23 protein-coding genes are annotated in these 22,145 nt (G+C 71.4%); 21 read left to right on the forward strand and 2 right to left on the reverse strand.

Going from position 1 to position 22,145, the window contains the following annotated elements:
- Nucleotides 1-57: 57 nt before the first annotated feature.
- From recA to dapF, 5 genes are read left to right on the forward strand one after another with little or no spacing between them, the layout of a single operon-like run.
- Nucleotides 58-1,119: a recombinase RecA gene (recA, locus tag DEJ08_RS05835; RefSeq protein ID WP_027464767.1), complete on the forward strand. Its 1,062-nt coding sequence runs from the start codon at nucleotides 58-60 to the stop codon at nucleotides 1,117-1,119.
- Nucleotides 1,116-2,030, forward strand: coding sequence for a regulatory protein RecX (locus tag DEJ08_RS05840; protein ID WP_111054275.1), 915 nt, complete (start codon nucleotides 1,116-1,118; stop codon nucleotides 2,028-2,030). Before recA ends, DEJ08_RS05840 begins: the two co-directional genes overlap by 4 nt.
- A gap of 26 nt (nucleotides 2,031-2,056) precedes the next feature.
- Nucleotides 2,057-3,553: a tRNA (N6-isopentenyl adenosine(37)-C2)-methylthiotransferase MiaB gene (gene miaB / locus DEJ08_RS05845; RefSeq protein ID WP_111054276.1), complete on the forward strand. Its 1,497-nt coding sequence runs from the start codon at nucleotides 2,057-2,059 to the stop codon at nucleotides 3,551-3,553.
- Entirely contained in the window at nucleotides 3,540-4,523 is a 984-nt protein-coding gene (miaA, locus tag DEJ08_RS05850) for a tRNA (adenosine(37)-N6)-dimethylallyltransferase MiaA (protein ID WP_502869454.1), read from the forward strand. Before miaB ends, miaA begins: the two co-directional genes overlap by 14 nt.
- Nucleotides 4,520-5,410 (forward strand): diaminopimelate epimerase, encoded by an 891-nt coding sequence (gene dapF, locus DEJ08_RS05855; protein WP_027464770.1) that lies wholly within the window; start codon nucleotides 4,520-4,522, stop codon nucleotides 5,408-5,410. Before miaA ends, dapF begins: the two co-directional genes overlap by 4 nt.
- Before the next feature lie 111 nt (nucleotides 5,411-5,521).
- Here dapF and DEJ08_RS05860 read toward each other — a convergent pair whose 3' ends face one another.
- Entirely contained in the window at nucleotides 5,522-6,133 is a 612-nt protein-coding gene (locus DEJ08_RS05860) for a class I SAM-dependent methyltransferase (protein ID WP_111054277.1), read from the reverse strand.
- 61 nt (nucleotides 6,134-6,194) lie between these two features.
- Here DEJ08_RS05860 and hflX point away from each other — a divergent pair, with 61 nt between their 5' ends.
- A complete protein-coding gene (gene hflX, locus DEJ08_RS05865; protein ID WP_111054278.1) occupies nucleotides 6,195-7,736 on the forward strand; it encodes a GTPase HflX in 1,542 nt (513 codons plus the stop codon).
- Between the two features lie 198 nt (nucleotides 7,737-7,934).
- Here hflX and lexA read toward each other — a convergent pair whose 3' ends face one another.
- Complete coding sequence (gene lexA, locus DEJ08_RS05870) at nucleotides 7,935-8,579, reverse strand: transcriptional repressor LexA (protein WP_027464773.1); 645 nt, start codon at nucleotides 8,577-8,579, stop codon at nucleotides 7,935-7,937.
- A 236-nt stretch (nucleotides 8,580-8,815) separates the two neighbouring features.
- Here lexA and DEJ08_RS05875 point away from each other — a divergent pair, with 236 nt between their 5' ends.
- The 15 genes from DEJ08_RS05875 (at nucleotide 8,816) to DEJ08_RS05945 (ending at nucleotide 22,114) form a co-directional block, all read left to right on the forward strand.
- On the forward strand, nucleotides 8,816-9,193 hold the full coding sequence (locus DEJ08_RS05875) for a LysM peptidoglycan-binding domain-containing protein (protein WP_027464774.1): 378 nt from the start codon (nucleotides 8,816-8,818) through the stop codon (nucleotides 9,191-9,193).
- A 64-nt stretch (nucleotides 9,194-9,257) separates the two neighbouring features.
- Nucleotides 9,258-10,364: a histidinol-phosphate transaminase gene (locus DEJ08_RS05880; RefSeq protein WP_111054279.1), complete on the forward strand. Its 1,107-nt coding sequence runs from the start codon at nucleotides 9,258-9,260 to the stop codon at nucleotides 10,362-10,364.
- Nucleotides 10,361-10,963 (forward strand): imidazoleglycerol-phosphate dehydratase HisB, encoded by a 603-nt coding sequence (hisB, locus tag DEJ08_RS05885; protein ID WP_111054280.1) that lies wholly within the window; start codon nucleotides 10,361-10,363, stop codon nucleotides 10,961-10,963. Before DEJ08_RS05880 ends, hisB begins: the two co-directional genes overlap by 4 nt.
- The gene (hisH, locus tag DEJ08_RS05890; RefSeq protein ID WP_111030465.1) at nucleotides 10,960-11,598 is read left to right on the forward strand and encodes an imidazole glycerol phosphate synthase subunit HisH; all 639 of its coding nucleotides are present in this window, start codon (nucleotides 10,960-10,962) and stop codon (nucleotides 11,596-11,598) included. Before hisB ends, hisH begins: the two co-directional genes overlap by 4 nt.
- A gap of 97 nt (nucleotides 11,599-11,695) precedes the next feature.
- On the forward strand, nucleotides 11,696-12,442 hold the full coding sequence (priA, locus tag DEJ08_RS05895; RefSeq protein WP_017885902.1) for a bifunctional 1-(5-phosphoribosyl)-5-((5-phosphoribosylamino)methylideneamino)imidazole-4-carboxamide isomerase/phosphoribosylanthranilate isomerase PriA: 747 nt from the start codon (nucleotides 11,696-11,698) through the stop codon (nucleotides 12,440-12,442).
- 4 nt (nucleotides 12,443-12,446) lie between these two features.
- Nucleotides 12,447-13,262 carry an SseB family protein gene (locus DEJ08_RS05900; protein ID WP_111054281.1) on the forward strand — a complete coding sequence of 272 codons (816 nt, stop codon included), beginning with the start codon at nucleotides 12,447-12,449 and terminating at the stop codon, nucleotides 13,260-13,262.
- A gap of 70 nt (nucleotides 13,263-13,332) precedes the next feature.
- Nucleotides 13,333-14,208 carry a ParA family protein gene (locus DEJ08_RS05905; RefSeq protein WP_017885900.1) on the forward strand — a complete coding sequence of 292 codons (876 nt, stop codon included), beginning with the start codon at nucleotides 13,333-13,335 and terminating at the stop codon, nucleotides 14,206-14,208.
- Entirely contained in the window at nucleotides 14,192-14,995 is an 804-nt protein-coding gene (locus DEJ08_RS05910; RefSeq protein WP_181438958.1) for a segregation and condensation protein A, read from the forward strand. Before DEJ08_RS05905 ends, DEJ08_RS05910 begins: the two co-directional genes overlap by 17 nt.
- Nucleotides 14,985-15,674 carry an SMC-Scp complex subunit ScpB gene (gene scpB, locus DEJ08_RS05915; protein ID WP_258367028.1) on the forward strand — a complete coding sequence of 230 codons (690 nt, stop codon included), beginning with the start codon at nucleotides 14,985-14,987 and terminating at the stop codon, nucleotides 15,672-15,674. The genes DEJ08_RS05910 and scpB overlap by 11 nt, the downstream gene beginning before the upstream one ends.
- Nucleotides 15,675-15,841: 167 nt before the next feature.
- Nucleotides 15,842-16,906, forward strand: a complete 1,065-nt coding sequence (locus DEJ08_RS05920) for a hypothetical protein (RefSeq protein WP_284180523.1) — start codon at nucleotides 15,842-15,844, stop codon at nucleotides 16,904-16,906.
- Nucleotides 16,903-17,682 carry a pseudouridine synthase gene (locus DEJ08_RS05925; protein WP_349775357.1) on the forward strand — a complete coding sequence of 260 codons (780 nt, stop codon included), beginning with the start codon at nucleotides 16,903-16,905 and terminating at the stop codon, nucleotides 17,680-17,682. Before DEJ08_RS05920 ends, DEJ08_RS05925 begins: the two co-directional genes overlap by 4 nt.
- A gap of 58 nt (nucleotides 17,683-17,740) precedes the next feature.
- Nucleotides 17,741-18,853 carry a prephenate dehydrogenase gene (locus DEJ08_RS05930; protein ID WP_111030462.1) on the forward strand — a complete coding sequence of 371 codons (1,113 nt, stop codon included), beginning with the start codon at nucleotides 17,741-17,743 and terminating at the stop codon, nucleotides 18,851-18,853.
- A gap of 194 nt (nucleotides 18,854-19,047) precedes the next feature.
- Nucleotides 19,048-19,743, forward strand: coding sequence for a (d)CMP kinase (cmk, locus tag DEJ08_RS05935; protein ID WP_111038957.1), 696 nt, complete (start codon nucleotides 19,048-19,050; stop codon nucleotides 19,741-19,743).
- 109 nt (nucleotides 19,744-19,852) lie between these two features.
- Nucleotides 19,853-21,373: a ribosome biogenesis GTPase Der gene (der, locus tag DEJ08_RS05940; protein ID WP_071405612.1), complete on the forward strand. Its 1,521-nt coding sequence runs from the start codon at nucleotides 19,853-19,855 to the stop codon at nucleotides 21,371-21,373.
- Between the two features lie 114 nt (nucleotides 21,374-21,487).
- Entirely contained in the window at nucleotides 21,488-22,114 is a 627-nt protein-coding gene (locus DEJ08_RS05945) for a hypothetical protein (protein ID WP_146248465.1), read from the forward strand.
- Nucleotides 22,115-22,145: the final 31 nt, after the last annotated feature.

Genomic DNA, 22,145 nt, shown 5'->3' on the forward strand with positions numbered 1-22,145 from the left:
GGCCGGCGTGGACGCGACAGCCTACAGGCGGCCGAACACGAGCACGAAGGAGCACCCATGCCATCACCGGCAGACCGCGAAAAGGCCCTCGAGACCGCACTCGCACAGATCGACAGGCAGTTCGGCAAGGGTGCGATCATGCGCCTCGGTTCGGACGAACGCGCCCCCGTCAACGTCATCCAGACCGGGTCGGTGGCGCTGGACGTCGCGCTCGGCATCGGTGGCCTGCCCCGCGGCCGCATCGTCGAGATCTACGGCCCGGAGTCGTCGGGTAAGACGACCCTCACCATCCACGCCATCGCCAACGCCCAGCGCGCCGGTGGCATCGCGGCCTTCATCGACGCCGAGCACGCGCTCGACCCCGAGTACGCCAAGAAGCTCGGTGTCGACATCGACGCCCTGCTCGTGTCGCAGCCCGACACCGCCGAGCAGGCGCTCGAGATCGCGGACATGCTGGTCCGCTCCGGCTCCATCGACCTGATCGTCATCGACTCCGTCGCGGCCCTCGTGCCCCGTGCCGAGATCGAGGGCGAGATGGGTGACTCGCACGTCGGTCTGCAGGCCCGCCTCATGTCCCAGGCGCTGCGAAAGCTCGCCGGTGGCCTGAACCAGACGCAGACCACGATGATCTTCATCAACCAGCTGCGCGAGAAGATCGGCGTGTTCTTCGGTTCGCCGGAGACCACCTCGGGCGGTAAGGCGCTGAAGTTCTACGCGTCCGTCCGCCTCGACATCCGCCGCATCGAGACGCTCAAGAGCGGCACCGACGCAGTGGGCAACCGCACGCGCGTCAAGGTCGTCAAGAACAAGATGGCGCCGCCCTTCAAGCAGGCCGAGTTCGACATCCTGTACGGCGTCGGCATCTCGCGCGAAGGCTCGCTGCTCGACTTCGGTGTCGACCACGGCATCGTCAAGAAGTCGGGCGCCTGGTACACCTACGACGGCGACCAGCTCGGGCAGGGCAAGGAGAACTCGCGTTCCTTCCTGATCCAGAACCCCGAGATCGCTGCCGACATCGAAGGCAAGATCCTCGCCAAGCTCGGCGTCGGCGGCGCCAAGGCCGAGGACGCCCCGGTCGAGTCGATCGCGCCGAAGCTCGCGGAGCGCAAGGGCGCGTGAGCACCGATCACGACGACGACGGCCTCGCACCGGTCACCGACCTGTTCGGTGCGAGGTCTCGTCGTCGCGCTCCTGTCACGCCGGTGATGCCCGCCATCCCCGATCCTCCGGTGTCACCGGACGAACCGCGCGACACCGACGGCTGGGCACTGCCCGAGTCGTACGAAGGTCGTGCGGACGAGTTCCCCGCATCGTTCGACGCCGATTCGCCGGTGCCCCTGCACGGTGCCCGCGGGCCGGCGGCGTGGGTGTCGCCCGTCATCGGAGACGGCAGCGGGCGCTCGAACCGTGCGGAGCAGGACGGCTACGACTCCGAGACGGCTGACGCCACCACGGCGTCGGTGTTCTCCATCGCCGGCGGCGAGGAGATCGACCCGGCCGACGCACCCCGTCCGCTCGACGAACAGCGCGCGGACGCCGAACGGCTCAGCCTGCGTGCCCTCGGGCGCAAGGGCGTGAGCGAGTCCGAGATGCGGACCCTGCTGCTGCAGCAGGACCTCGACCCCGACGTGGTCGAGCACGAGATCGAACGGTTGACCCGTGTCGGGCTCCTCGACGACGTCGCCCTCGCCACCGACCTGGTGGATCGGCTGCACGCCCGCAAGGGCCTCGGTCGACAGGGTGTCGTGACGGAGCTCCGTCGCCGGGGGATCGACCAGGTGGCGATCGACACCGCACTCGACGAGGCCGCCGACGACGAGGACGACGAGTTCCTCCGCGCGCAGGAACTCGCCGACAAGCGGGCGCCGCAGATGCGCGGACTCGACCGGGCGACCGCTGAACGCCGGCTGTCCGGCTTCCTGATGCGCAAGGGCTACAGCTCCGGTGTCGTCCGGATCGCCGTCGCGCGGGCACTCGACGGCGGCGGGAAACGGCCGCCTTCCGGCCGCGGGACCGTCCGGTTCGAGTAGCCGCTCCGACCTACACTGGGACGACCATGGCCACCGTCGAAGCGCGCCCCCGCACCTACGAAGTCCGCACCTACGGGTGCCAGATGAACGTCCACGACTCCGAGCGGTTGAGCGGGTCACTGCAGGCCGCGGGCTACACCGCGGCGGACGGTGCGCAGGCCGACGTCGTCGTCATCAACACCTGTGCCGTGCGCGAGAACGCGGACAATCGTCTTTACGGCAACCTCGGGCAGCTCGCGGGGATCAAGCGCGAGCACCCCGGGATGCAGATCGCCGTCGGCGGGTGCCTGGCGCAGAAGGACAAGAACGTCATCCTCGAGAAGGCGCCGTGGGTCGACGTCGTCTTCGGCACGCACAACATGGGGTCGCTGCCGACCCTGCTCGAGCGGGCGCGGCACAACGACGAGGCGCAGATCGAGATCCTCGAGGCGCTCGACGTCTTCCCGTCGACGCTGCCCACCAAGCGCGACTCGACGCACAGCGGCTGGGTCTCCATCTCCGTCGGCTGCAACAACACCTGCACGTTCTGCATCGTCCCCTCGCTCCGTGGCAAGGAGAAGGACCGCCGTCCCGGTGACGTCCTGGCCGAGATCCAGGCGCTCGTCGACGACGGCGCGATCGAGGTCACGCTGCTCGGGCAGAACGTGAACTCCTACGGGGTCGAGTTCGGCGACCGACAGGCGTTCGGCAAGCTGCTGCGGGCCACCGGTGCCATCGAGGGCCTCGAGCGCGTCCGCTTCACGAGCCCGCACCCGGCGGCGTTCACCGACGACGTCATCGACGCGATGGCCGAGACCCCGAACGTGATGCCCCAGCTGCACATGCCGCTGCAGTCGGGTTCCGACCGGGTGCTCAAGGCCATGCGCCGGAGCTACCGGAGCGAGCGGTTCCTCGGCATCCTCGACCGCGTCCGCGCGAAGATCCCGCACGCGGCGATCTCCACCGACATCATCGTCGGGTTCCCCGGCGAGACCGACGCCGACTTCGAGGACACCCTGCGCGTCGTCGAGCAGGCACGGTTCGCCTCGGCGTTCACGTTCCAGTACTCGATCCGCCCGGGCACCCCGGCCGCGACGATGGACGGCCAGCTGCCGAAGCACATCGTGCAGGAGCGCTACGAGCGACTCGTCGCCCTGCAGGAACACATCACCGCGGAAGAGAACGCGCTGCAGGTCGGCCGGAGCGTCGAAGTGCTCGTCGCCTCGGGCGAAGGGCGTAAGGACGACGCCACCCGCCGGCTCTCCGGTCGCGCCGAGGACTCCCGGCTCGTGCACTTCACCGTGCCCGCCGGGTCCGAGGTCCCGCGCCCGGGCGACGTCGTGACTGTGGACATCACCCGTGCCGCGCCACACTTCCTGCTCGCCGACGACGACGCTCCGCTGCGCATCCGACGCACCCGGGCCGGCGACGCCTGGGACCGCGCGCAGGCCGAGAGCTGCGGCGTGCCCACGCCCGCTGCCGCCACGGGCGACGGGCCCCGTCCGGTCTCGCTCGGGCTGCCGACGTTCCGTGTCGGGCGCTGAGCTCCCCGGGGCTGTGCCGACGAGTGCCGCGTCGCCCGCACCCGGTGACGCCGCGGACCTGATCGCAGTCGTCGGGGCGACGGGCACCGGGAAGTCCGACCTCGGCATCGCGATCGCGGAACGGCTGCGTGCTACCGGCCGGAATGCCGAGATCATCAACGCGGACGCCATGCAGCTGTACCGGGGCATGGACATCGGCACCGCGAAGCTGCCGCCGGCCGAACGGCACGGCATCCCGCACCACCAGCTCGACGTGCTCGACGTCACCGACGAGGCGAGTGTCGCCGCCTACCAGGTCGCCGCCCGGGCCGACGTCGACCGGATCCAGTCCGACGGTGGTGTGGCCGTCCTCGTCGGCGGCAGCGGCCTGTACGTCTCCGCGGTGTTGTTCGACCTGGCGTTCCCGGGCACCGACCCCGCGCTCCGTGCGCAGCTCGAGCGCGAGCACGAGGAGCTCGGCCCGGGCATCCTGCTCGAGCGACTCCGCGCTCTGGACCCGGCAGCTGCCGCGACGATCGACGCGCGCAACCCACGGCGGTTGATCCGTGCACTCGAGATCGCGAGCCGTTCCGAGGTCGTGACCCCGAGCCTCCCGGCCGCGCCCAGCGCTTGGCGACCGTCCCGGATCCTGCACCTGCGGCGTGACCGCGAGCAGCTCGTGTCGGCGCTGCACGAGCGGGCCGCGCGGATGTTCGAGGCCGGACTCGTCGACGAGGTCGCGGCCCTCCGCGAGCAGGGACTCGAGCAGGGCAAGACCGCGCGGGGCGCGATCGGGTACTCGCAGGCGCTCGAGGTGCTCGCCGGCACGGCGACCCGCGAGCAGGCGGTCGAGGCGACCGGCATCGCGACCCGCAAGTACGCCCGGCGGCAGGTGTCGTGGTTCCGCCGGTACGCCGAGGCCGAGACGCTCGACGTCACGGGGGCGGACCGCGGCGACCTGTCGGAACTGGCCCGTAGGATCGTGCCGTGACCGAGCTGCACTTCACCAAGGGCCAGGGGACCGGCAACGACTTCGTCCTGTTCGCCGACCCCGACGCCACCGTCGACCTGACCCCCGAGCGGATCCGCGCCATCGCGGACCGACGCTTCGGCGTGGGCGGCGACGGCGTGATCCGCGCGGTGCGGTCCGAGGCGATCCCCGAGGGGCGGGCGCTCGTGGCCGTCGAGCCCGAGGCGACCTGGTTCATGGACTACCACAACGCCGACGGCACGGTCGCGGAGATGTGCGGCAACGGCATCCGCGTGTTCGCCCGGTACCTGACCGAGTCCGGCCTGGTCGAGCTCGCTCCCGGCGAGACGCTCACCGTCGGCAGTCGCAAGGGGCTGGTCGACATCCAGCGCACCACGAACGGGTTCGCCGCCGACCTCGGTCGCTGGGGCCTGGGCATCGAGGGCGGTGGTTCCGACGACGTGCTCGTCCGGGCGAAGAACCTCGACGGCGCGCGGCCCGGCATCGGCATCGACGTGGGCAACCCGCACGTGGTCGTCGCCGTCGAGACCGAGGACGAACTGGCCGACCTCGACCTGACGTTCCTGCCGGTGCTCGACCCGGCGCCGGAGCACGGTGCGAACGTCGAGTTCGTGCTGCCCGGCGACCCCTTGATCAAGGACGGCGTCGGCGAGATCACGATGCGGGTGCACGAGCGGGGGAGCGGTGAGACGCTCTCGTGCGGCACCGGGGCCGTCGCTGCGGCCCTCGCCACGCGCTACTGGGTCGGTGCAGGGGCGCCGGACACCTGGCGCGTGCGGGTGCCGGGCGGGCTGCTGACGGTGCGGATGACGGCGACCGAGGACGGCGAGCACGTGTCGCTGTCCGGTCCCGCCGAGCTCGTGTTCTCCGGCGACCTGACGGTCTGACGGTCTGACGCGGAGCCTCGTTGCCGTTTCGTGAGCAGAAATGGTCGGGTGCCCAGCGGCGACCCGACCATTTGTGCTCACGATGTGAGCGCCCGCGCTCGCGCACGCGCCCTACGCGCTGCGCTGCACCCGGATCACGCGGAACCCCTTCGCCGTCGACTCCCGCGTGACCGCGAACCCCGAGCCGAGCGCCCCGACGAGCCACTTCTGCAGCGAGTCACCCCCGAGGTCCTTCGACACGACGAGCCAGGCGTCGCCCCCGGCCTCGAGCCGGGGCAGCCACGTCAGCAGGATCTGGTGCAGCTCGTCCTTGCCGACACGGATCGGCGGGTTCGACCAGATCGTGCGGAAGCGCAGGTCGGCCGGCACGTCGTCGGGCAGCGCGACCGTGACGTTCGATGCCCCCGCAGCAGCAGCGTTGGCGCGCGCGAGCCCGAGCACCCGCTCGTTGACGTCGACGCCCCACACGTGGGCGTCGGGGGACTGCAGGGCCATCGTGATCGCGATCGGGCCCCAGCCGCAGCCGATGTCGAGCAGGGCACCGTCGGCAGCGGGTGCGGGCACCGAACCGAGCAGGACCTTCGTGCCGCGGTCGACGCCGTCGGGGCTGAAGACCCCCGCCGCGGTCGACAGGGTGAGGGGCTGACCGGCGAGCGTGACGTGCACCTGGCGCGGCCGGAGTTCGCTCTCGGGGCTGGCCGAGAAGTAGTGGTCGTTCGCCATGGATGAACCGTACCGGCAACCGAGTGTGTCGCAGGGCCTCCAGAGGTAGCCTGTGCACAGGATGACGGATACCCATCAGCAGAACCACCAGACCAACGACGACAGCGCAGACGGTGTCGTCGAGAGGGTGTTGCGCAACGCAGACCACCGCGCAGCATCGTCCATCTTCGCACCCGCCCAGGCCATCCAGACGCAGTCGGTCGACGACCGCAGCTGGACCGGCGACGGCGACCAGTACGACCGTGAGGACCGTGCGGCGTTGCGCCGTGTCGCCGGCCTCTCCACCGAACTCGAGGACGTCACAGAGGTCGAGTACCGCCAGCTGCGGCTCGAGCAGGTCGTCCTCATCGGCGTCTACCCCCAGGGCGATGCCTCGGACGCCGAGAACTCCCTCCGCGAGCTCGCGGCACTCGCCGAGACCGCGGGCGCCGTGGTGCTCGACGGGCTCCTCCAGCGTCGGCCGAACCCGGACCCGGCCACCTACCTGGGCAAGGGCAAAGCCCAGGAGCTCGCGATGGTCGTCAAGGCCACCGGCGCCGACACGGTCATCGCCGACACCGAACTGGCACCCTCGCAGCGTCGTGCGCTCGAGGACGTCGTGAAGGTGAAGGTCATCGACCGCACGGCCGTGATCCTCGACATCTTCAGCCAGCACGCGAAGACCCGCGAGGGGAAGGCGCAGGTCGAACTCGCCCAGCTGCAGTACCTGCTGCCTCGACTGCGCGGTTGGGGTGACTCGATGTCCCGACAGGCCGGTGGCCAGGTCTCCGGAGGCGCTGGCATGGGCTCTCGTGGCCCCGGTGAGACGAAGATGGAGCTCGACCGCCGCAAGATCCACACGCGGATGGCGAAGCTCCGCCGGCAGATCGCCGGGTTCACCCCGGCCCGTGAGGCCAAGCGTGCCGAGCGCAACCGCAACGAGGTGCCGAGCGTCGCGATCGCGGGCTACACCAACGCCGGCAAGTCGTCGCTCCTCAACCGGCTGACGAGCGCGGGCGTGCTGGTGCAGAACCAGCTGTTCGCGACGCTGGACGCCACCGTCCGTCGGACCGAGAGCGCCAAGGGCCGGGAGTTCACGTTCGTCGACACGGTCGGCTTCGTCCGCAACCTGCCGCACCAGCTCGTCGAGGCCTTCCGCTCCACCCTCGAAGAGGTCGGCGACGCCGACGTCATCGTGCACGTGGTCGACGGCTCGCACCCCGACCCCGGTGCGCAGCTGTCCACCGTGCGCGAGGTCATCGGCGACGTCGGTGCGGGTGACATCCCGGAGATCGTCGTCTTCAACAAGGCCGACCTGATCGACGACGCGCAGCGCCTCGTGCTCATCGGACTCGTGCCGGACGCGGTGTTCGTGTCTGCGCGCACCGGTGAGGGCATCCCGGAGCTCCTCGGCGTCATCGAGGACCGCCTTCCCGAGCCCGACGTCGATCTGACCATCGTCGTGCCGTACGACCGCGGCGACCTGGTGTCGTCGCTGCACGACACCGGCTCGGTCGAGTCGGTCGACTACGTCGAGGACGGCACGCGCCTGCGGGTGCGCGTCTTCCAGCGGCAGGTCGCCGAGCTCGAGCCCTACGTGGTCACGCCGGTGCCGACGGTCTGACGACCGGCTCTGGCGGGCGCTGGCGCTGGGGAGCGCTGCCGCGCGGCCTGGAGGCCCGTCACGGGTCCGCCGGACGCCGTCACGTCGCCGAGACGCCCCGGAACACACGAAACGCCGCCGGATCCGGCGGCGTTTCGTCGTGCTGGGGGCGTCGTGCGGTGACGACGGCGTCTCGCGTCGGTGCAGCGCGAGCCGCGGTCAGAGGGAGCGGAGGACCGCGACGACCTTGCCGAGCACCGAGGCCGCGTCGCCGAGGATCGGCTCGAAGGCGGAGTTGCGCGGCAGCAGCCACGTGTGACCGTCGCGCTGGCGGAAGACCTTGACGGTCGCCTCTTCGTCGAGCATGGCCGCGACGATGTCACCGTTCTCGGCTGTCTGCTGCGACCGGACGACGACCCAGTCCCCGTCGCAGATCGCGGCGTCGATCATCGACTCACCGACGACCTTGAGCATGAAGAGCTCGCCGGTGCCGACGAGCTGTCGGGGGAGCGGGATGATCTCGTCGACGTGCTGCTCGGCGGTGATCGGGACACCGGCGGCGATCCGGCCGACGAGCGGCACGAGCGTGGTGGCGTCGATGTCCGGGCCGCCGACGTCGGACGACGGCTCGTCGACCAGGACCTCGAGCGCGCGCGGTCGGTTCGGGTCGCGGCGGATCCAGCCTCCGAGCTCGAGCTGGCCGAGCTGGTGGGAGACGCTGGAGAGTGAGGAGAGCCCGGCGGCGTCGCCGATCTCGCGCATGCTCGGCGGGTAGCCCCGTGAGGCGATCGACGCACGGATCGCGTCGAAGATCGCCTGCTGCTTCGGCGTCAGCGGCTTCTGGCCCCGCAGTTCGTCCACCACGTCGTCTCGCTTTCGTCGGTGCCGGTCCGGCCGCGGCGGGAATGTCGGTGGTCCCCGTCAGGCTTGTCCCAGTCGATCGAAACAGTATCCGACCAGTCAGGGCCGGACAAACACCTGTTCGAGCGTGTCGCAAGAAAATCCCGCAGAAATCCACTCCCAGGACTTGTGCGTCGTCTGATTCGAAACTATGTTCGGTACACGACTTCGGTTCCACCGAACGGGAAGGCAAGAACGACATGAGCACCATCGCCATCGCTGACATCCAGCGCACCGCGGCGCCCGCCGTGCGTACCCGCCTGCGTCTGACGCGGCGCGGCCGCATCGTCTTCACGACGCTCGCCGCGCTCCCGCTCCTCATCGTCGTCGCCCTCGGCGTACTGAACGGCGGGCAGGCCTCCGCCGGAGACGCCACCGCCGGCGGCGCACGCACCCAGTTCGAGACCGTGACGATCCAGCCGGGCGAGACGCTCTGGCAGCTCGCCGAGCAGACCGCGCCGAACTCGGACCCGCGTGACTTCGTGCAGGACGTCGTGAGCCTCAACGCGCTCGACGGCTCCGCGCTGCAGGCCGGCGAAGAGATCGCCATCCCCACCAAGTACACCGACGGCGAGTAGCCACTCGGGCAGCGCCGTCCAGACGGCTGGTCGTCGCACGGTGACAGCGGCCTACGATGGATCGGTGGCATTCACGCTCGAAGACCTCCCGATCCGAGACGACCTGCGCGGGCAGAGCCCCTACGGCGCCCCGCAGAAGCACGTCCGTGTGCAGCTCAACGTCAACGAGAACACGCATCCCGTTCCGGACGACGTCGCTGCCGACATCGTCGAGTCGATCCGGCAGGCCCTGCTGACGGTCAACCGGTACCCGGACCGCGAGTTCACCGAGCTCCGGCAGTCCCTTGCCGACTACCTCGGGCACGACCTGATCGCCGAGCAGCTCTGGGCGGCGAACGGGTCGAACGAGGTGTTGCAGCAACTCCTCCAGGCGTTCGGCGGACCCGGTCGCTCGGTGCTCGGGTTCCCGCCCACCTACTCGATGCACTCGATCCTCGCGTCGGGCACCGGCACCAGGTGGATCCCTGCCCAGCGCGACGACGAGTTCCGCATCTCGCCCGAGACCGTCGTGGCGGCGATCCGAGAGCACCAGCCGGACATCGTGTTCCTCTGCGGGCCGAACAACCCGACCGGCACCCCGCTCGACATCGAGACGATCGCGGCCGCCTACGACGCGACCGACGGCATCGTGATGGTGGACGAGGCGTACGCCGAGTTCATGCCGTCCGACGCCCCGAGTGCCCTCACGCTGCTGCCCGGTCGTGAGCGCCTGGTGGTCTCCCGCACGATGAGCAAGGCGTTCGCGTTCGCCGGTGCCCGGGTCGGGTACATGGCTGCGCACCCCGCCGTCGTCGACGCCGTCCGACTGGTCCGGCTGCCGTACCACCTGTCCGCGCTCACCCAGGCGGCAGCGATCGCGGCACTCCGGCACGCCCCAGAGATGCTGGCGATGGTCGACGACATCAAGGGGCAGCGTGACCGCATGGTCACCGAGCTGCAGGCCATGGGGTACCGCACCTACGAGACCTGGTCGAACTTCGTCCTCTTCGGTGGTGTCGCCGACCCGAACGCCGCGTTCGAGGCGCTGCTCGAGCGTGACGTCATCGTGCGCGACCTCGGCATCCCGAACCACCTGCGGGTGAGTGCGGGGACCGAAGCCGAGACGACCGCGTTCCTCGACGCGATGCGGCAGGTCGCCGCCGAGCAGCCGCCGGTTAGGGTTGAGGCATGACCGTCCGCACCGCCTCGATCAGCCGTTCGACGAGCGAATCGAGTGTCGAACTCGAGCTCGACCTGGACGGCACCGGGACCTCGTCGATCTCGACCTCCGTCCCGTTCTTCGACCACATGCTGACCGCGTTCAGCAAGCACTCCCTGATCGACCTGCGGGTGCGCTCGACGGGTGACACCGACATCGACGTGCACCACACGGTCGAGGACACCGGCATCGTGCTCGGACAGGCGATCAAGCAGGCCCTCGGCGACCGCGCCGGCATCGGCCGCTACGGCGACGCCCTGGTCCCGTTGGACGAAGCGCTGGCCCAGGCCGTCGTCGACGTCTCCGGGCGCCCGTTCCTGGTGCACTCCGGCGAGCCCGCGGGCTTCGAGTTCCACCGCATCGGTGGCCACTTCACCGGCTCGATGGTCCGCCACGTGTTCGAGGCGATCACATTCAACGCCGGCATCACCGTCCACGTCCGCGTGCTCGAGGGCCGCGACCCCCACCACATCGCCGAAGCCGAGTTCAAGGCGTTCGCCCGAGCCATGCGCAAGGCGGTCGAGCTGGACCCGCGCGTCGACGGCATCCCCTCCACGAAGGGCGCCCTGTGACAACCGCCAAGCCGAACGTCGTCGTCCTCGACTACGGGTCGGGGAACGTCCACTCCGCCGCCAAGGCACTCGAGCGCGCCGGCGCCGAGGTCACCCTGACCTCGGACAAGCAGGCGGCACTCAAGGCCGACGGCCTGCTCGTCCCCGGCGTCGGGGCGTTCGCCGCCGTGATCGACCAGCTCGAGGGCGTGCAGGGTGGCGAGATCGTCGACCACCGTCTGGCCGGCGGGCGACCCGTGCTCGGCATCTGCGTCGGCATGCAGGTCCTGTTCTCGCGCGGCATCGAGCGTGGTGCCGACGTCGAAGGGCTCGGCCAGTGGCCCGGCACCGTGCAGGAGATCCAGGCCGAGGTGCTGCCGCACATGGGCTGGAACACCGTGCAGGCGCCCGAGGACTCCGTGCTGTTCGACGGGCTGCACGACGAGCGCTTCTACTTCGTGCACTCCTACGGGGTGACCGACTTCCCGCTCGAGGCGTACGGGCCGTTCCGCGCGCCCCGTCTGACCTGGGCCGAGCACGGGCAGCCGTTCATCGCCGCGGTCGAGAACGGACCGCTCACAGCCACGCAGTTCCACCCCGAGAAGTCCGGCGAGCCGGGCATCCGCCTGCTCTCCAACTGGGTCCGCTCGCTCTGAACCCGGCTGGCACCGGGCGCGACGGCCGTGCCGGACGCGCACCGGGCCTCCCGGCTGTCCGCAGCCCCTTCTCCACCGCAACGAAACCGACAGGACCATGACCGACCTCACCGACACCCCGCCCCTCGTCCTGCTGCCGGCTGTCGACGTCGTCGACGGACAGGCCGTGCGACTCACCCAGGGCGAGGCGGGGAGCGAGACCGGCTACGGCGACCCCGTCGCCGCTGCCCGGACCTGGCGTGACCAGGGCGCCGAGTGGATCCACCTCGTCGACCTCGACGCGGCGTTCGGCCGTGGCGACAACCGCCGCGTGATCGCGCACGCCGTCCGCGAGGTCGAGGGTGTCTCGGTCGAGCTGTCCGGCGGGATCCGTGACGACGCCTCGCTCGAAGCGGCACTGGCGACCGGTGCGGCGCGCGTGAACCTCGGCACCGCGGCGCTCGAGAACCCGGACTGGGCCGCGCGGGTGATCGGTGAGTACGGCGAGCAGATCGCCGTCGGGCTGGACGTCCGCGGCACCACGCTCTCGAGCCGCGGCTGGACCGAGGACGCCGGTGACCTGTGGGAGGTGCTCGACCGGCTGGAAGCCGCCGGGTGCGCCCGCTACGTGGTGACCGACGTCACGAAGGACGGCACGCTGCAGGGCCCCAACGTCGAACTGCTCCGCCAGGTGTGCGACCGGACCGACCAGCCCGTGGTGGCCTCCGGCGGGATCTCGACGCTCGACGACCTCCGTGCGCTCCGCGAACTCGTGCCGTACGGGCTCGAGGGCGCGATCATCGGCAAGGCGCTGTACTCCGGGGCGTTCACGCTGCCGGCCGCACTCGACATCGCCTCCGAGTAACGCCGTGGCGGGCATCTCGAACGGCCGTGGCACCGGGCCGGACGCCGACGACGCGCACACCCCCGGCGGGGCGGCGGACTCGGCGGGCTTCTCGTGGGAAGGCCGCACGTTCGACCACCACGACACCGCGTTCGCCGACGACGACGGACTCGCCGACCCCGCGGTGGTCGCGGCCATCGGTGCGATCGCCGACGGTGCCTCCCAGGCGGCGATCGTCGAGGCGCTCCGGACCGCCCGCCTGCTCATCCCGCTCATCGCCGAGGCCGGCGACGTGGGGGAGACCGATCAGGGCAAGCTCGTCGACAAGACCCAGGAACTCTCGATCGTGACGGTCGCCGGTCCGGACGGTCGCAGCGTGATGCCGGCGTTCACCTCGGTGGACGCCATGCACGCGTGGGACCCGGACGCGCGTCCGGTGCCGGTGGAGTCCCGCCGTGTGGCGATGGCCGCGGCGAGCGAGGACACCCAGCTCGTCGTGCTCGACCCGAAGTCGCCGACCGAGTTCGTGCTGCGACGTCCGGCGGTGTGGGCGCTCGGGCAGGACCTGCCGTGGACGCCGTGCTTCGAGGACCCCGAGGTGGCTCGCGCCTTCGCGGCCTCGGTCGAGGGGGAGTCCAGCGTCGCCCGTGTCGAACTCGCGCCGGGCGACCCGGTCGGCCGGTTCGCCGGGCCGGAGCTGACGGTGGGCCTGGCGCTGCACCCGGGGCTCGACCGCGAGCAGGTCGGCGAGCTCGTGGGCCGACTACAGCAGCGGTGGTCGACCGACCCCGTGATCGCGGAGCGGGTCGACAGCATGCGCGTCGCCCTGCGCGCTGCCTGACGAGCAGCAGCGCGGCGGTCCCGCGGCGGTGCGACCCGGCCCAGCCCGAGGTCGCCGGTACGATGACGGGGTGAGCCCGAACCCGACGACCAACCCCACCGGCGCGACCACCCACGGTCCGACGGGGCGTCCCGTCCGGGACTTCCCCGTGCCCGAGGAACTCGACAGCACCGGACCCGCCCGCATCATCGCGCTCTGCAACCAGAAGGGCGGCGTCGGCAAGACCACGACCGCCATCAACCTGGGCGCTGCGCTCGCCGAGTACGGCCGCAAGGTCCTGGCCGTCGACTTCGACCCGCAGGGTGCGCTGTCCGCGGGCCTCGGCGTCCGGACGCACGACATCCACACCGTCTACGACCTGCTCATGGGTGCCGTGAAGGACCCGAACCAGGTCATCCAGCCGACGAACACCCCCGGCCTCGACGTCATCCCGGCGAACATCGACCTGTCCGCGGCCGAGGTGCACCTGGTCAACGAGGTCGCCCGCGAGCAGATCCTGGCGAGCGTGCTGCGCAAGGTCGCGAACGACTACGACGTGATCCTGGTCGACTGCCAGCCGTCGCTCGGCCTGCTCACCGTGAACGCCCTGACGGCGGCGCACGGCGTCCTCATCCCGCTCGAGTGCGAGTTCTTCGCGCTCCGCGGTGTCGCGCTGCTCATCGAGACGATCGACAAGGTGCGCGACCGCCTCAACCCGGCGCTCAAGCTCGACGGCATCCTGGCGACCATGTACGACTCGCGCACGCTGCACTCGCGCGAGGTCATGGAGCGGGTCGTCGACACCTTCGACGACCGTGTGCTCGACACCGTCATCGGCCGCACCGTGAAGTTCCCGGACGCCACGGTGTCCGCACGTCCGATCACGCAGACCGCGCCGGACCACCCTGCCGCCCACGCCTACCGGCAGCTCGCACGAGAGCTCGTCCAGCGTGGCGCCGTCGCCTGACGCGGGGTTCCGGGTCCGGCTCGCCAACTTCGACGGACCGTTCGACCTCCTGCTGTCGCTCATCACGAAGCACGAGCTCGACATCACCGAGGTGTCGCTCGGTGCCGTGACGGGGGAGTTCATCCAGTACGTCCGGCAGGCCGAGTCCGCCGACGAGCTCGACGAGGCCAGCGAGTTCCTGGTCGTCGCGGCGACCCTGCTCGACCTGAAGATCGTCGGGCTGCTGCCCCAGGGTGAGCTCGTGGACGCCGAGGACGTCGCCCTGCTCGAGGCCCGCGACCTGCTGTTCGCCCGATTGCTGCAGTACCGCGCGTTCAAGCAGGCCGCCGACTGGTTCGGGGAGCGCTGGGGCGTCGAGTCGCGCCGGCACGTCCGCAGCGTCCGGCTCGAGGAGCGGTTCCGCGCGCGGACGCCGGAGCTCGTCTGGACCCTGTCGGTGCAGGACTTCGCCGCACTGGCCGCGCTGGCCTTCGCCCCGCGGGAGATCCCGACCGTCGGCCTCGACCACCTGCACGCCCCGCTCATCAGCATCCGCGAGCAGGCGGCGATCGTCGTCTCGATCCTGCGCACCCGCGATGGTGAGGGCGTCTCGTTCCGTGAACTGGTCGCGGGCGTCGACCAGACGGGTATCGTGGTGGCTCGCTTCCTCGCGATCCTCGAGCTGTACCGGAACGCGTCGATCTCGTTCGATCAGCTCGAGCCGCTCGGGGAGCTGACACTGCGGTGGACCGCCGAGGACTGGTCCGACGAGAGCCTCGCGAACCTGGGAGCCGACTATGACGGATGACGTGCACGACACGTCCAGCGCCGAACCCGGCGGCGCTGACGAGATGGCCGATGCCCGCGCCATCGAGCGCGAGATCCACGAGCGCACCGCGTCCGAGGCCCACCCCGCCATCCCCATCGATCGGCAGCTCGAGGCCATCCTGATGATCGCCGACCAGCCGCAGTCGCTCGTCGCCCTCGGTGCTGCGGTCGGTTCGCCCGTCCCCGCCGTCCGCCAGGCGATCGAACGCCTGGTCGCGGACTTCGACGGCGTCGACGGCACTATCCGCCGTGGCTTCGAACTGCGCGAGGTCGGTGGCGGCTGGCGCTTCTACGTCCGCGCCGACCTGGACCCCGTGGTCGAGCAGTTCGTCGAGGCCGAGCGCCCCTCGCGGCTGTCGCAGGCCGCACTCGAGACCCTCGCGGTCGTCGCCTACAAGCAGCCGATCACCCGCTCGCAGATCGCTGCGATCCGCGCCGTCAACGTCGACGGCGTCGTCCGAACCCTGGTGGCACGCGGCCTCATCGAGGAGTCGTTCACCGACGCCGAGACCGGCGCCATCAACTACGTCACGTCCGACCTGCTCCTGCAGCAGCTCGGCATCAACTCGCTCGATGAGCTGCCGCTCATCTCGCCCCTCCTGGACGACGGTGCGGACGGCTTCGAGCAGAACGAAGGGATCCCCGATGGCAGGGTTTGACGACCGGGGGCGCGGCGCGCCCCGAGACCGAGACGACCGCAACGGACGCTCGGGAGGCCCGGATCGCTCCGGCCGCCCGGCCGGCGGACGCGGCGGGGCCGGCTCCAGTGCCGGTGGCCGCTCCGGCGGGTACGGTCGCGACGACCGTGGGGGCGCACGCCCGCCGCGTGACGACGACCGTCGTGGCGGGTACCCGTCGCGCGACGACCGCGGCGGCGACCGTGGTGGGTACCGCGGAGCTTCGGCGCCGCGTGACGACCGTGGTGGGTACCGGGGCCGTGACGACCGTTCCGGTGGCGGCGACCGTGGTGGCTACCGGGGGAACTCCGCTCCGCGTGACGACCGTGGTGGCTACCGGGGCCGTGACGACCGTGGGGCTTCCGCGCCGCGCGACGACCGTGGTGGGTACCGCGGCAACTCCGCTCCGCGTGACGACCGTGGTGGCTACCGGGGTCGCGACGACCGTGGGAGCTCGGCACCTCGCGATGACCGTGGTGGGTACCGCGGCAACTCGGCTCCGCGTGACGACCGTGGTGGCTACCGGGGCTCCGCTCCGCGTGACGACCGCGGTGGCTACCGGGGTCGCGACGACCGTGGGAGCTCGGCACCCCGCGATGACCGTGGTGGGTACCGCGGCAACTCGGCGCCGCGTGACGACCGTGGTGGCTACCGCGGCCGTGACGACCGTGCGAGCTCGGCACCTCGCGATGACCGTGGCGGGTACCGGGGTCGCGACGACCGATCCGGTGGCGGCGACCGCGGTGGTCACCGTGGCAACTCCGCTCCGCGTGACGACCGCGGTGGGTACCGCGGGCGGGATGACCGTGGGGCTTCGGCTCCGCGTGACGACCGTGGTGGCTACCGGGGTCGCGACGACCGCAGCTCGGCTCCGCGTGACGACCGTGGTGGCTACCGCGGACGCGACGACCGTGGCAGCTCCGCTCCCCGCGACGACCGACGCGACGACCGCGGCCGCGACGACCGCCGCACCCCGGACGGCCAGCAGAGCCGCGTCTGGCACAACGGCCGCCGCTACGTCGGCGGCACCACGAGCGTCCGCAACAGCGACCGCACGACGCCGAAGCCGAGCGGGCAGCGCGACGACCGGGGCAACCCGGCCGAGGGCACGCCCGAACGGCCGATCATCGAGGACTGGGACGCGGCGGACGGAACGGCTCCTGCCGGGGCCGAGCCGAGCCTCCAGGCAGAGGGTGAGCGCCTGCAGAAGGTGATCGCCGCTGCCGGCGTCGCATCCCGCCGGGTCGCGGAGAACCTGATCGTCGAGGGCCGCGTGACGGTCAACGGCGAGGTCGTGGACGCCCTCGGGCGCCGCGTCGACCCCGAGAAGGACGCGATCAGCGTCGACGGCGTGCCCGTGCAGATCGACTCGTCGCGGCGCTACATCGTGCTGAACAAGCCGACCGGTGTCGTCTCGAGCCTGCAGGACGAGCGCGGTCGCCGCGACCTGACCGAGTTCGTGGACCGCTACGAGGAGCGCCTGTTCAACGTCGGCCGTCTCGACACCGAGACCTCCGGGCTGCTCGTCCTGACGAACGACGGCGACCTGGCACACGTGCTCGCGCACCCGTCGTTCGGCGTGCAGAAGACGTACATCGCGAAGGTCCACGGCAACGTGAACCCCGCCGTGGTGCAGCGCCTGACCGAGGGCGTCGAGCTCGAGGACGGTCCGATCAAGGCCGACAAGGTGCGGTTGCTCGAGTCCTCGCGGGGTGAGTCGCTCGTCGAGATCACGCTGCACTCCGGCCGCAACCGCATCGTCCGTCGCATGCTCGAGGCCGTCGACCACCCGGTCCTCGAACTCGTCCGCCGGTCGTTCGGACCGCTGCACCTGGGCAGCCTGCCGCCGGGCAAGATGCGCGAGCTCGGCACCGTCGAGGTCGGCAAGCTGCTCAGCACCGTCCGTGACGCGAAGCCGTCCGCTCGTGACGACCGCGACGTCGCGCTCGACCAGGACGACGACGAGTACGAGGACGAGTCGGCGGACTGACCGAACCCGGCGCTCGGGCATCGACCGATGCCCGAGCCTCGATCGGTAGGCTTGCCCGGTGACCGACGTGACCCCGACCGACATCGACCGCCGTCTGCGCGGCCCGGTCCGGGTCGTCGGTGCCGGGTTGCTCGGGGCCTCGATCGGTCTCGCCCTGCGTGAGAAGGGCGTGGACGTCGTCCTCGACGACGTCTCGCCCGCCGCGCTGGCGCTCGCCGTGGACTACGGCGCCGGGCGCCGACCGGCCGCCGGCGACCAGCCGGAGCTCATCGTCGTCGCGGTGCCGCCGGACGTCGTGGCGACGGTGGTGGAGCGCGAGCTCGCTGCCCACCCCGACGCCGTGGTGACGGACGTCGCCAGCGTGAAGTCCGGGCCGCTCGCCGCCCTGGTGGCGGCCGGGGCCGACGTCTCCCGCTACATCGGGTCGCACCCGATGGCCGGACGCGAGCGCAGCGGTCCGACCGCCGCCCGCGCCGACCTGTTCGTCGGTCGCCCGTGGGTGATCGCGGGGCACGACGGCATCACGTTCCAGCGCGCCGCGGTGGTCGAGGACCTCGCGCTCGACGTCGGCGCCACCGTCGTGCCGATGGACCCCGAGTCGCACGACCTCGCCGTGGCCTACGTCTCGCACGCGCCGCAGCTCGTGTCGACGCTGATGGCCTCGCGCCTGCGGGACGCCCCCGACGGGTCGCTCGGCCTGGCCGGCGGCGGCGTGCGCGACGTCACCCGGATCGCCGCGAGCGACCCGGGGCTCTGGGTGCAGATCATCGGGGCGAACGCCGGGCACATCCGGCCGGTGCTCACCGACCTGCGCGACGATCTGTCCCGTGTGATCGACGCGCTCGGCGACCCGGACGGTGCCGGTTCGCCGCGCACCATCGCCGAGACGATCGCCGACGGCAACCGCGGGGTCGAACGGCTCCCCGGCAAGCACGGCACCACCAAGCGCTTCGCCCAGGTGGTCGTCCTGGTCGACGACACCCCCGGGCAGATCGCCGCGCTCCTGACGTTCATCGGGGAGATCGGCATCAACCTCGAGGACATGCGCCTCGAGCACTCACCGGGCGCACAGATCGGCATCGTCGAGGTGTCGGTGCTGCCCGAGCAGGAACAGCGACTCGTCGAGGAACTCGAGGGGCGCGGATGGAGGATCGCAGCAGCATGGGCCTGAACGACGACACGAACGCAGCGACGAACGACTCCGGTGTGACCGGCGGACCGGACGGGCCCGACTCCGGCCTCCCGACCCCGGGCCAGGGCGGTGCCGGCGGCCCGCTCAGCGGCAGCGGCGACGGCGGCGCACTCGGGGGCCCGGCCGGCGGCCTCGGCGAACCCGGCGGGGAGCCCGGCTCGACCAGCGCCCCGATGCCGTCCGGCCTGGCCGACGGTGCCTACGTAGCGAAGATCGTGATCGCGGTCGACGGCCCCGCCGGCAGCGGCAAGTCGAGCGTCTCCCGCGCGGCCGCCCGCGCCCTGGGCTACGGCTACCAGGACACCGGCGCCGCCTACCGTGCACTCGCGTGGCACGCCCTGCAGCAGCGGGTCGACCTCGACGACGCCGCGGCGGTCCTGGCGAGCTGGGACACCTTCGACTACGCCATCGGCACCGACCCCGACGACTACTACGTCAAGGTGGGGGAGACCGACGTGACCGAGGCCATCCGCACCCCCGACGTCACCGGGGCGGTCGCCCACATCGCGAAGCTCCCGGACGTCCGGAAGCGCCTGGTTCAGCTGTTCCGGAACGTCATGCGGAAGACCGACGCCCCGGGCATCATCACCGAGGGCCGGGACATCACCACGGTCGTCGCACCCGATGCCGAGGTCCGGATCCTGCTGACGGCCGACGAGTCCGTTAGAATGGCCCGACGCTCGGCAGAGGTCACGACCCAGTCGGCCGCCGAGACCTCCGCAGCACTCGCTCGTCGCGACGCGGCGGACGCGAAGGTCGTCGACTTCATGAACGCCGCCGACGGCGTCACGACGCTCGACTCCACCGACCTCGACTTCGACCAGACCGTGCAGGCGGTCGTCGACCTGGCCCGCGCGGCCACGCACTGACGCACGACCGGACGGCCTCGGCCGCCTGGTCACACCACGGCCGGACCCCCGGCCCCGGCCGATAACGGCCACCGACACCGCGGCCCCGGCCGCTCGCGAGGAACCCAAGATGGCTCAGCTGGACAACCCGGACAACGACGACTTCCCCCGGTACGACGACGCCCTCGGCGAGCGGCTCGCCGGACTCGACGAGGCCGAGGCCGAGCAGCGCGCGACCGCGCTCCGCGCCGGACTCGAGGAGTACGACCTCGAGGACGAGGACCTCGCCCTGCTCGAGGCCGGTCAGGTCGGCGAGGACGGCGTCCACTACCTGCCCGCCTACCCGGTGCTCGCGATCGTCGGCCGCCCGAACGTCGGCAAGTCCGCGCTCGTGAACCGCATCCTCGGTCGTCGTGAGGCGGTCGTGCAGGACGTCCCCGGCGTCACCCGCGACCGTGTCAGCTACAAGGCCGACTGGAACGACAAGCGCTTCACGCTCGTCGACACCGGCGGCTGGGAGCCCGGCGCCGAGGGCATCAACGCCTCGGTCGCCGCGCAGGCCGAGGTCGCGATCGACCTCGCCGACGCCGTGCTGTTCGTCGTGGACGTCACGGTCGGGATCACCGCCACCGACGAGCACGTCGTCAAGATGCTCCGCGGCACCGACCGCCCCGTCATCGTCGTCGCGAACAAGGCCGACGACGAGCGCCGTGAACTCGACGCCTACGAACTCTGGAACCTGGGGCTCGGGGAGCCGCACCCGGTGTCGGCCCTGCACGGCCGTGGCGTCGCGGACCTGCTCGACCTGATCATCAAGACGCTGCCCGACACCTCGGCCGTCGCCAAGCAGGAGGTCGGCGGCCCCCGCCGTGTGGCCATCCTCGGCCGTCCGAACGTCGGCAAGAGCTCGCTGCTCAACAAGGCTGCCGGTGAAGAGCGGGTCGTCGTGAACGACATCGCCGGCACCACCCGTGACCCGGTGGACGAGCAGATCGAGCTCGGCGGCAAGGTGTGGCGCTTCGTCGACACCGCCGGCATCCGGAAGCGCGTCCACATGCAGCAGGGCGCCGACTTCTACGCCTCGCTCCGCACCACCGCCGCGCTCGAGAAGGCCGAGGTCGCCGTCGTCGTCCTCGACGTCACCGAGCCGGTCTCCGTGCAGGACCTCCGCATCATCGACCTCGTCCTCGAGTCCGGCCGTGCCCTCGTGCTGGCCTACAACAAGTGGGACCTGCTCGACGACGAGCGCCGCCGCTACCTGGAGCGCGAGATCGAGCAGGACCTGGCGCACGTCGCCTGGGCCCCGCGCGTGAACATCTCGGCCCGCACCGGCCGTCACCTCGAGAAGCTCGTGCCGGCGCTCGAGACCGCCCTCGAGTCGTGGGACACCCGCATCCCGACCGGCAAGGTCAACGCCTTCATCGCCGAGCTCGTGCAGGAACACCCCCACCCCGTGCGCGGCGGCAAGCAGCCCCGCATCCTGTTCGGGACCCAGGCGTCGAGCCAGCCGCCGACCTTCGTGCTCTTCACGTCGGCGTTCCTCGACCCGCAGTACCGACGCTTCATCACGCGTCGACTCCGCGAGGTCTGGGGCTTCTCCGGCACGCCGATCAACGTCAACATGCGGGTGCGCGAGCGCCGGAAGCGCTGAGCGCTCCCACCCGTCACGCAGAACGCGCCTCGATCCGTCGGGGCGCGTTCTGCGTTCGCGTTCGGCATGGAGGCCCGCAGCCGGTCCGGCGCGCCGGTGCGGCATCATGGGGGCGTGGGTACCGGGCCGTGGACAGCGGACCGACGTCGGCTCGCCCTGGTGGGTGTCCTCGTCGGTGTGGTCGTCGTGGGGTCGGCGTCCCTGTGGACGATCTCGCACGCTCCGGACGACAGCGACACGGTCACCCGTGCCGACTCCGTGCCCTCCGAGCCGGCGCAGTCGCCGGACGTCCGACTGCCGCCGTCCGACGGCCTCGAGGAACCGATCGACCCCGAACCCGTCCGTCCGGTCGACGGTTCGCCCATCGACCCGTGGTGGCGCCGCGTCCCGCCGGTCTCCGGTGACATCGTCGGCATCGGGGCTGCGGCCTCCGGGCACGTCCGGATCGCCGGGAACACGGGCGACGAGACCCTCGCGGTGCAGATCGACCACCTGGAGACCGGCGGGGACGGCCCGGTCGACGTCGTGCTGTCCGCGGGGACGGTGCGCGGTGGCTCGAAGCCGGTGTGGACCCCCGCCGGGGAGTCCTACGACCTGTTCCAGGCCGCCGGGGTCGAACAGGGGCTGACCGTCGTGCTCAGCGATCCGTGGTCACTGCCCGACGAGGTCCGTTCCCTGGTCCTGCTGGACGCCGGCACCGGCACCGTGCTGGGCGGCGCGGCACTCGTCCCGTCGGACTGAGCGGGGCCGGGGTTGTGCGGGGTTGGGGTGC

The organism is Curtobacterium sp. MCLR17_054 (assembly GCF_003234335.2).
Classification (GTDB): Bacteria; Actinomycetota; Actinomycetes; order Actinomycetales; family Microbacteriaceae; genus Curtobacterium; species Curtobacterium flaccumfaciens.

Bases quoted from the DNA above. Each gene is read 5' to 3' on its own strand.
- recA (WP_027464767.1), top strand. From the start codon at position 58: ATGCCATCACCGGCAGACCGCGAAAAGGCCCTCGAGACCGCACTCGCA.
- miaB (WP_111054276.1), top strand. From the start codon at position 2,057: ATGGCCACCGTCGAAGCGCGCCCCCGCACCTACGAAGTCCGCACCTAC.
- DEJ08_RS05860 (WP_111054277.1), bottom strand. From the start codon at position 6,133: ATGGCGAACGACCACTACTTCTCGGCCAGCCCCGAGAGCGAACTCCGG.
- hflX (WP_111054278.1), top strand. From the start codon at position 6,195: ATGACGGATACCCATCAGCAGAACCACCAGACCAACGACGACAGCGCA.
- DEJ08_RS05875 (WP_027464774.1), top strand. From the start codon at position 8,816: ATGAGCACCATCGCCATCGCTGACATCCAGCGCACCGCGGCGCCCGCC.
- hisB (WP_111054280.1), top strand. From the start codon at position 10,361: ATGACCGTCCGCACCGCCTCGATCAGCCGTTCGACGAGCGAATCGAGT.
- priA (WP_017885902.1), top strand. From the start codon at position 11,696: ATGACCGACCTCACCGACACCCCGCCCCTCGTCCTGCTGCCGGCTGTC.
- scpB (WP_258367028.1), top strand. From the start codon at position 14,985: ATGACGGATGACGTGCACGACACGTCCAGCGCCGAACCCGGCGGCGCT.
- cmk (WP_111038957.1), top strand. From the start codon at position 19,048: ATGCCGTCCGGCCTGGCCGACGGTGCCTACGTAGCGAAGATCGTGATC.
- der (WP_071405612.1), top strand. From the start codon at position 19,853: ATGGCTCAGCTGGACAACCCGGACAACGACGACTTCCCCCGGTACGAC.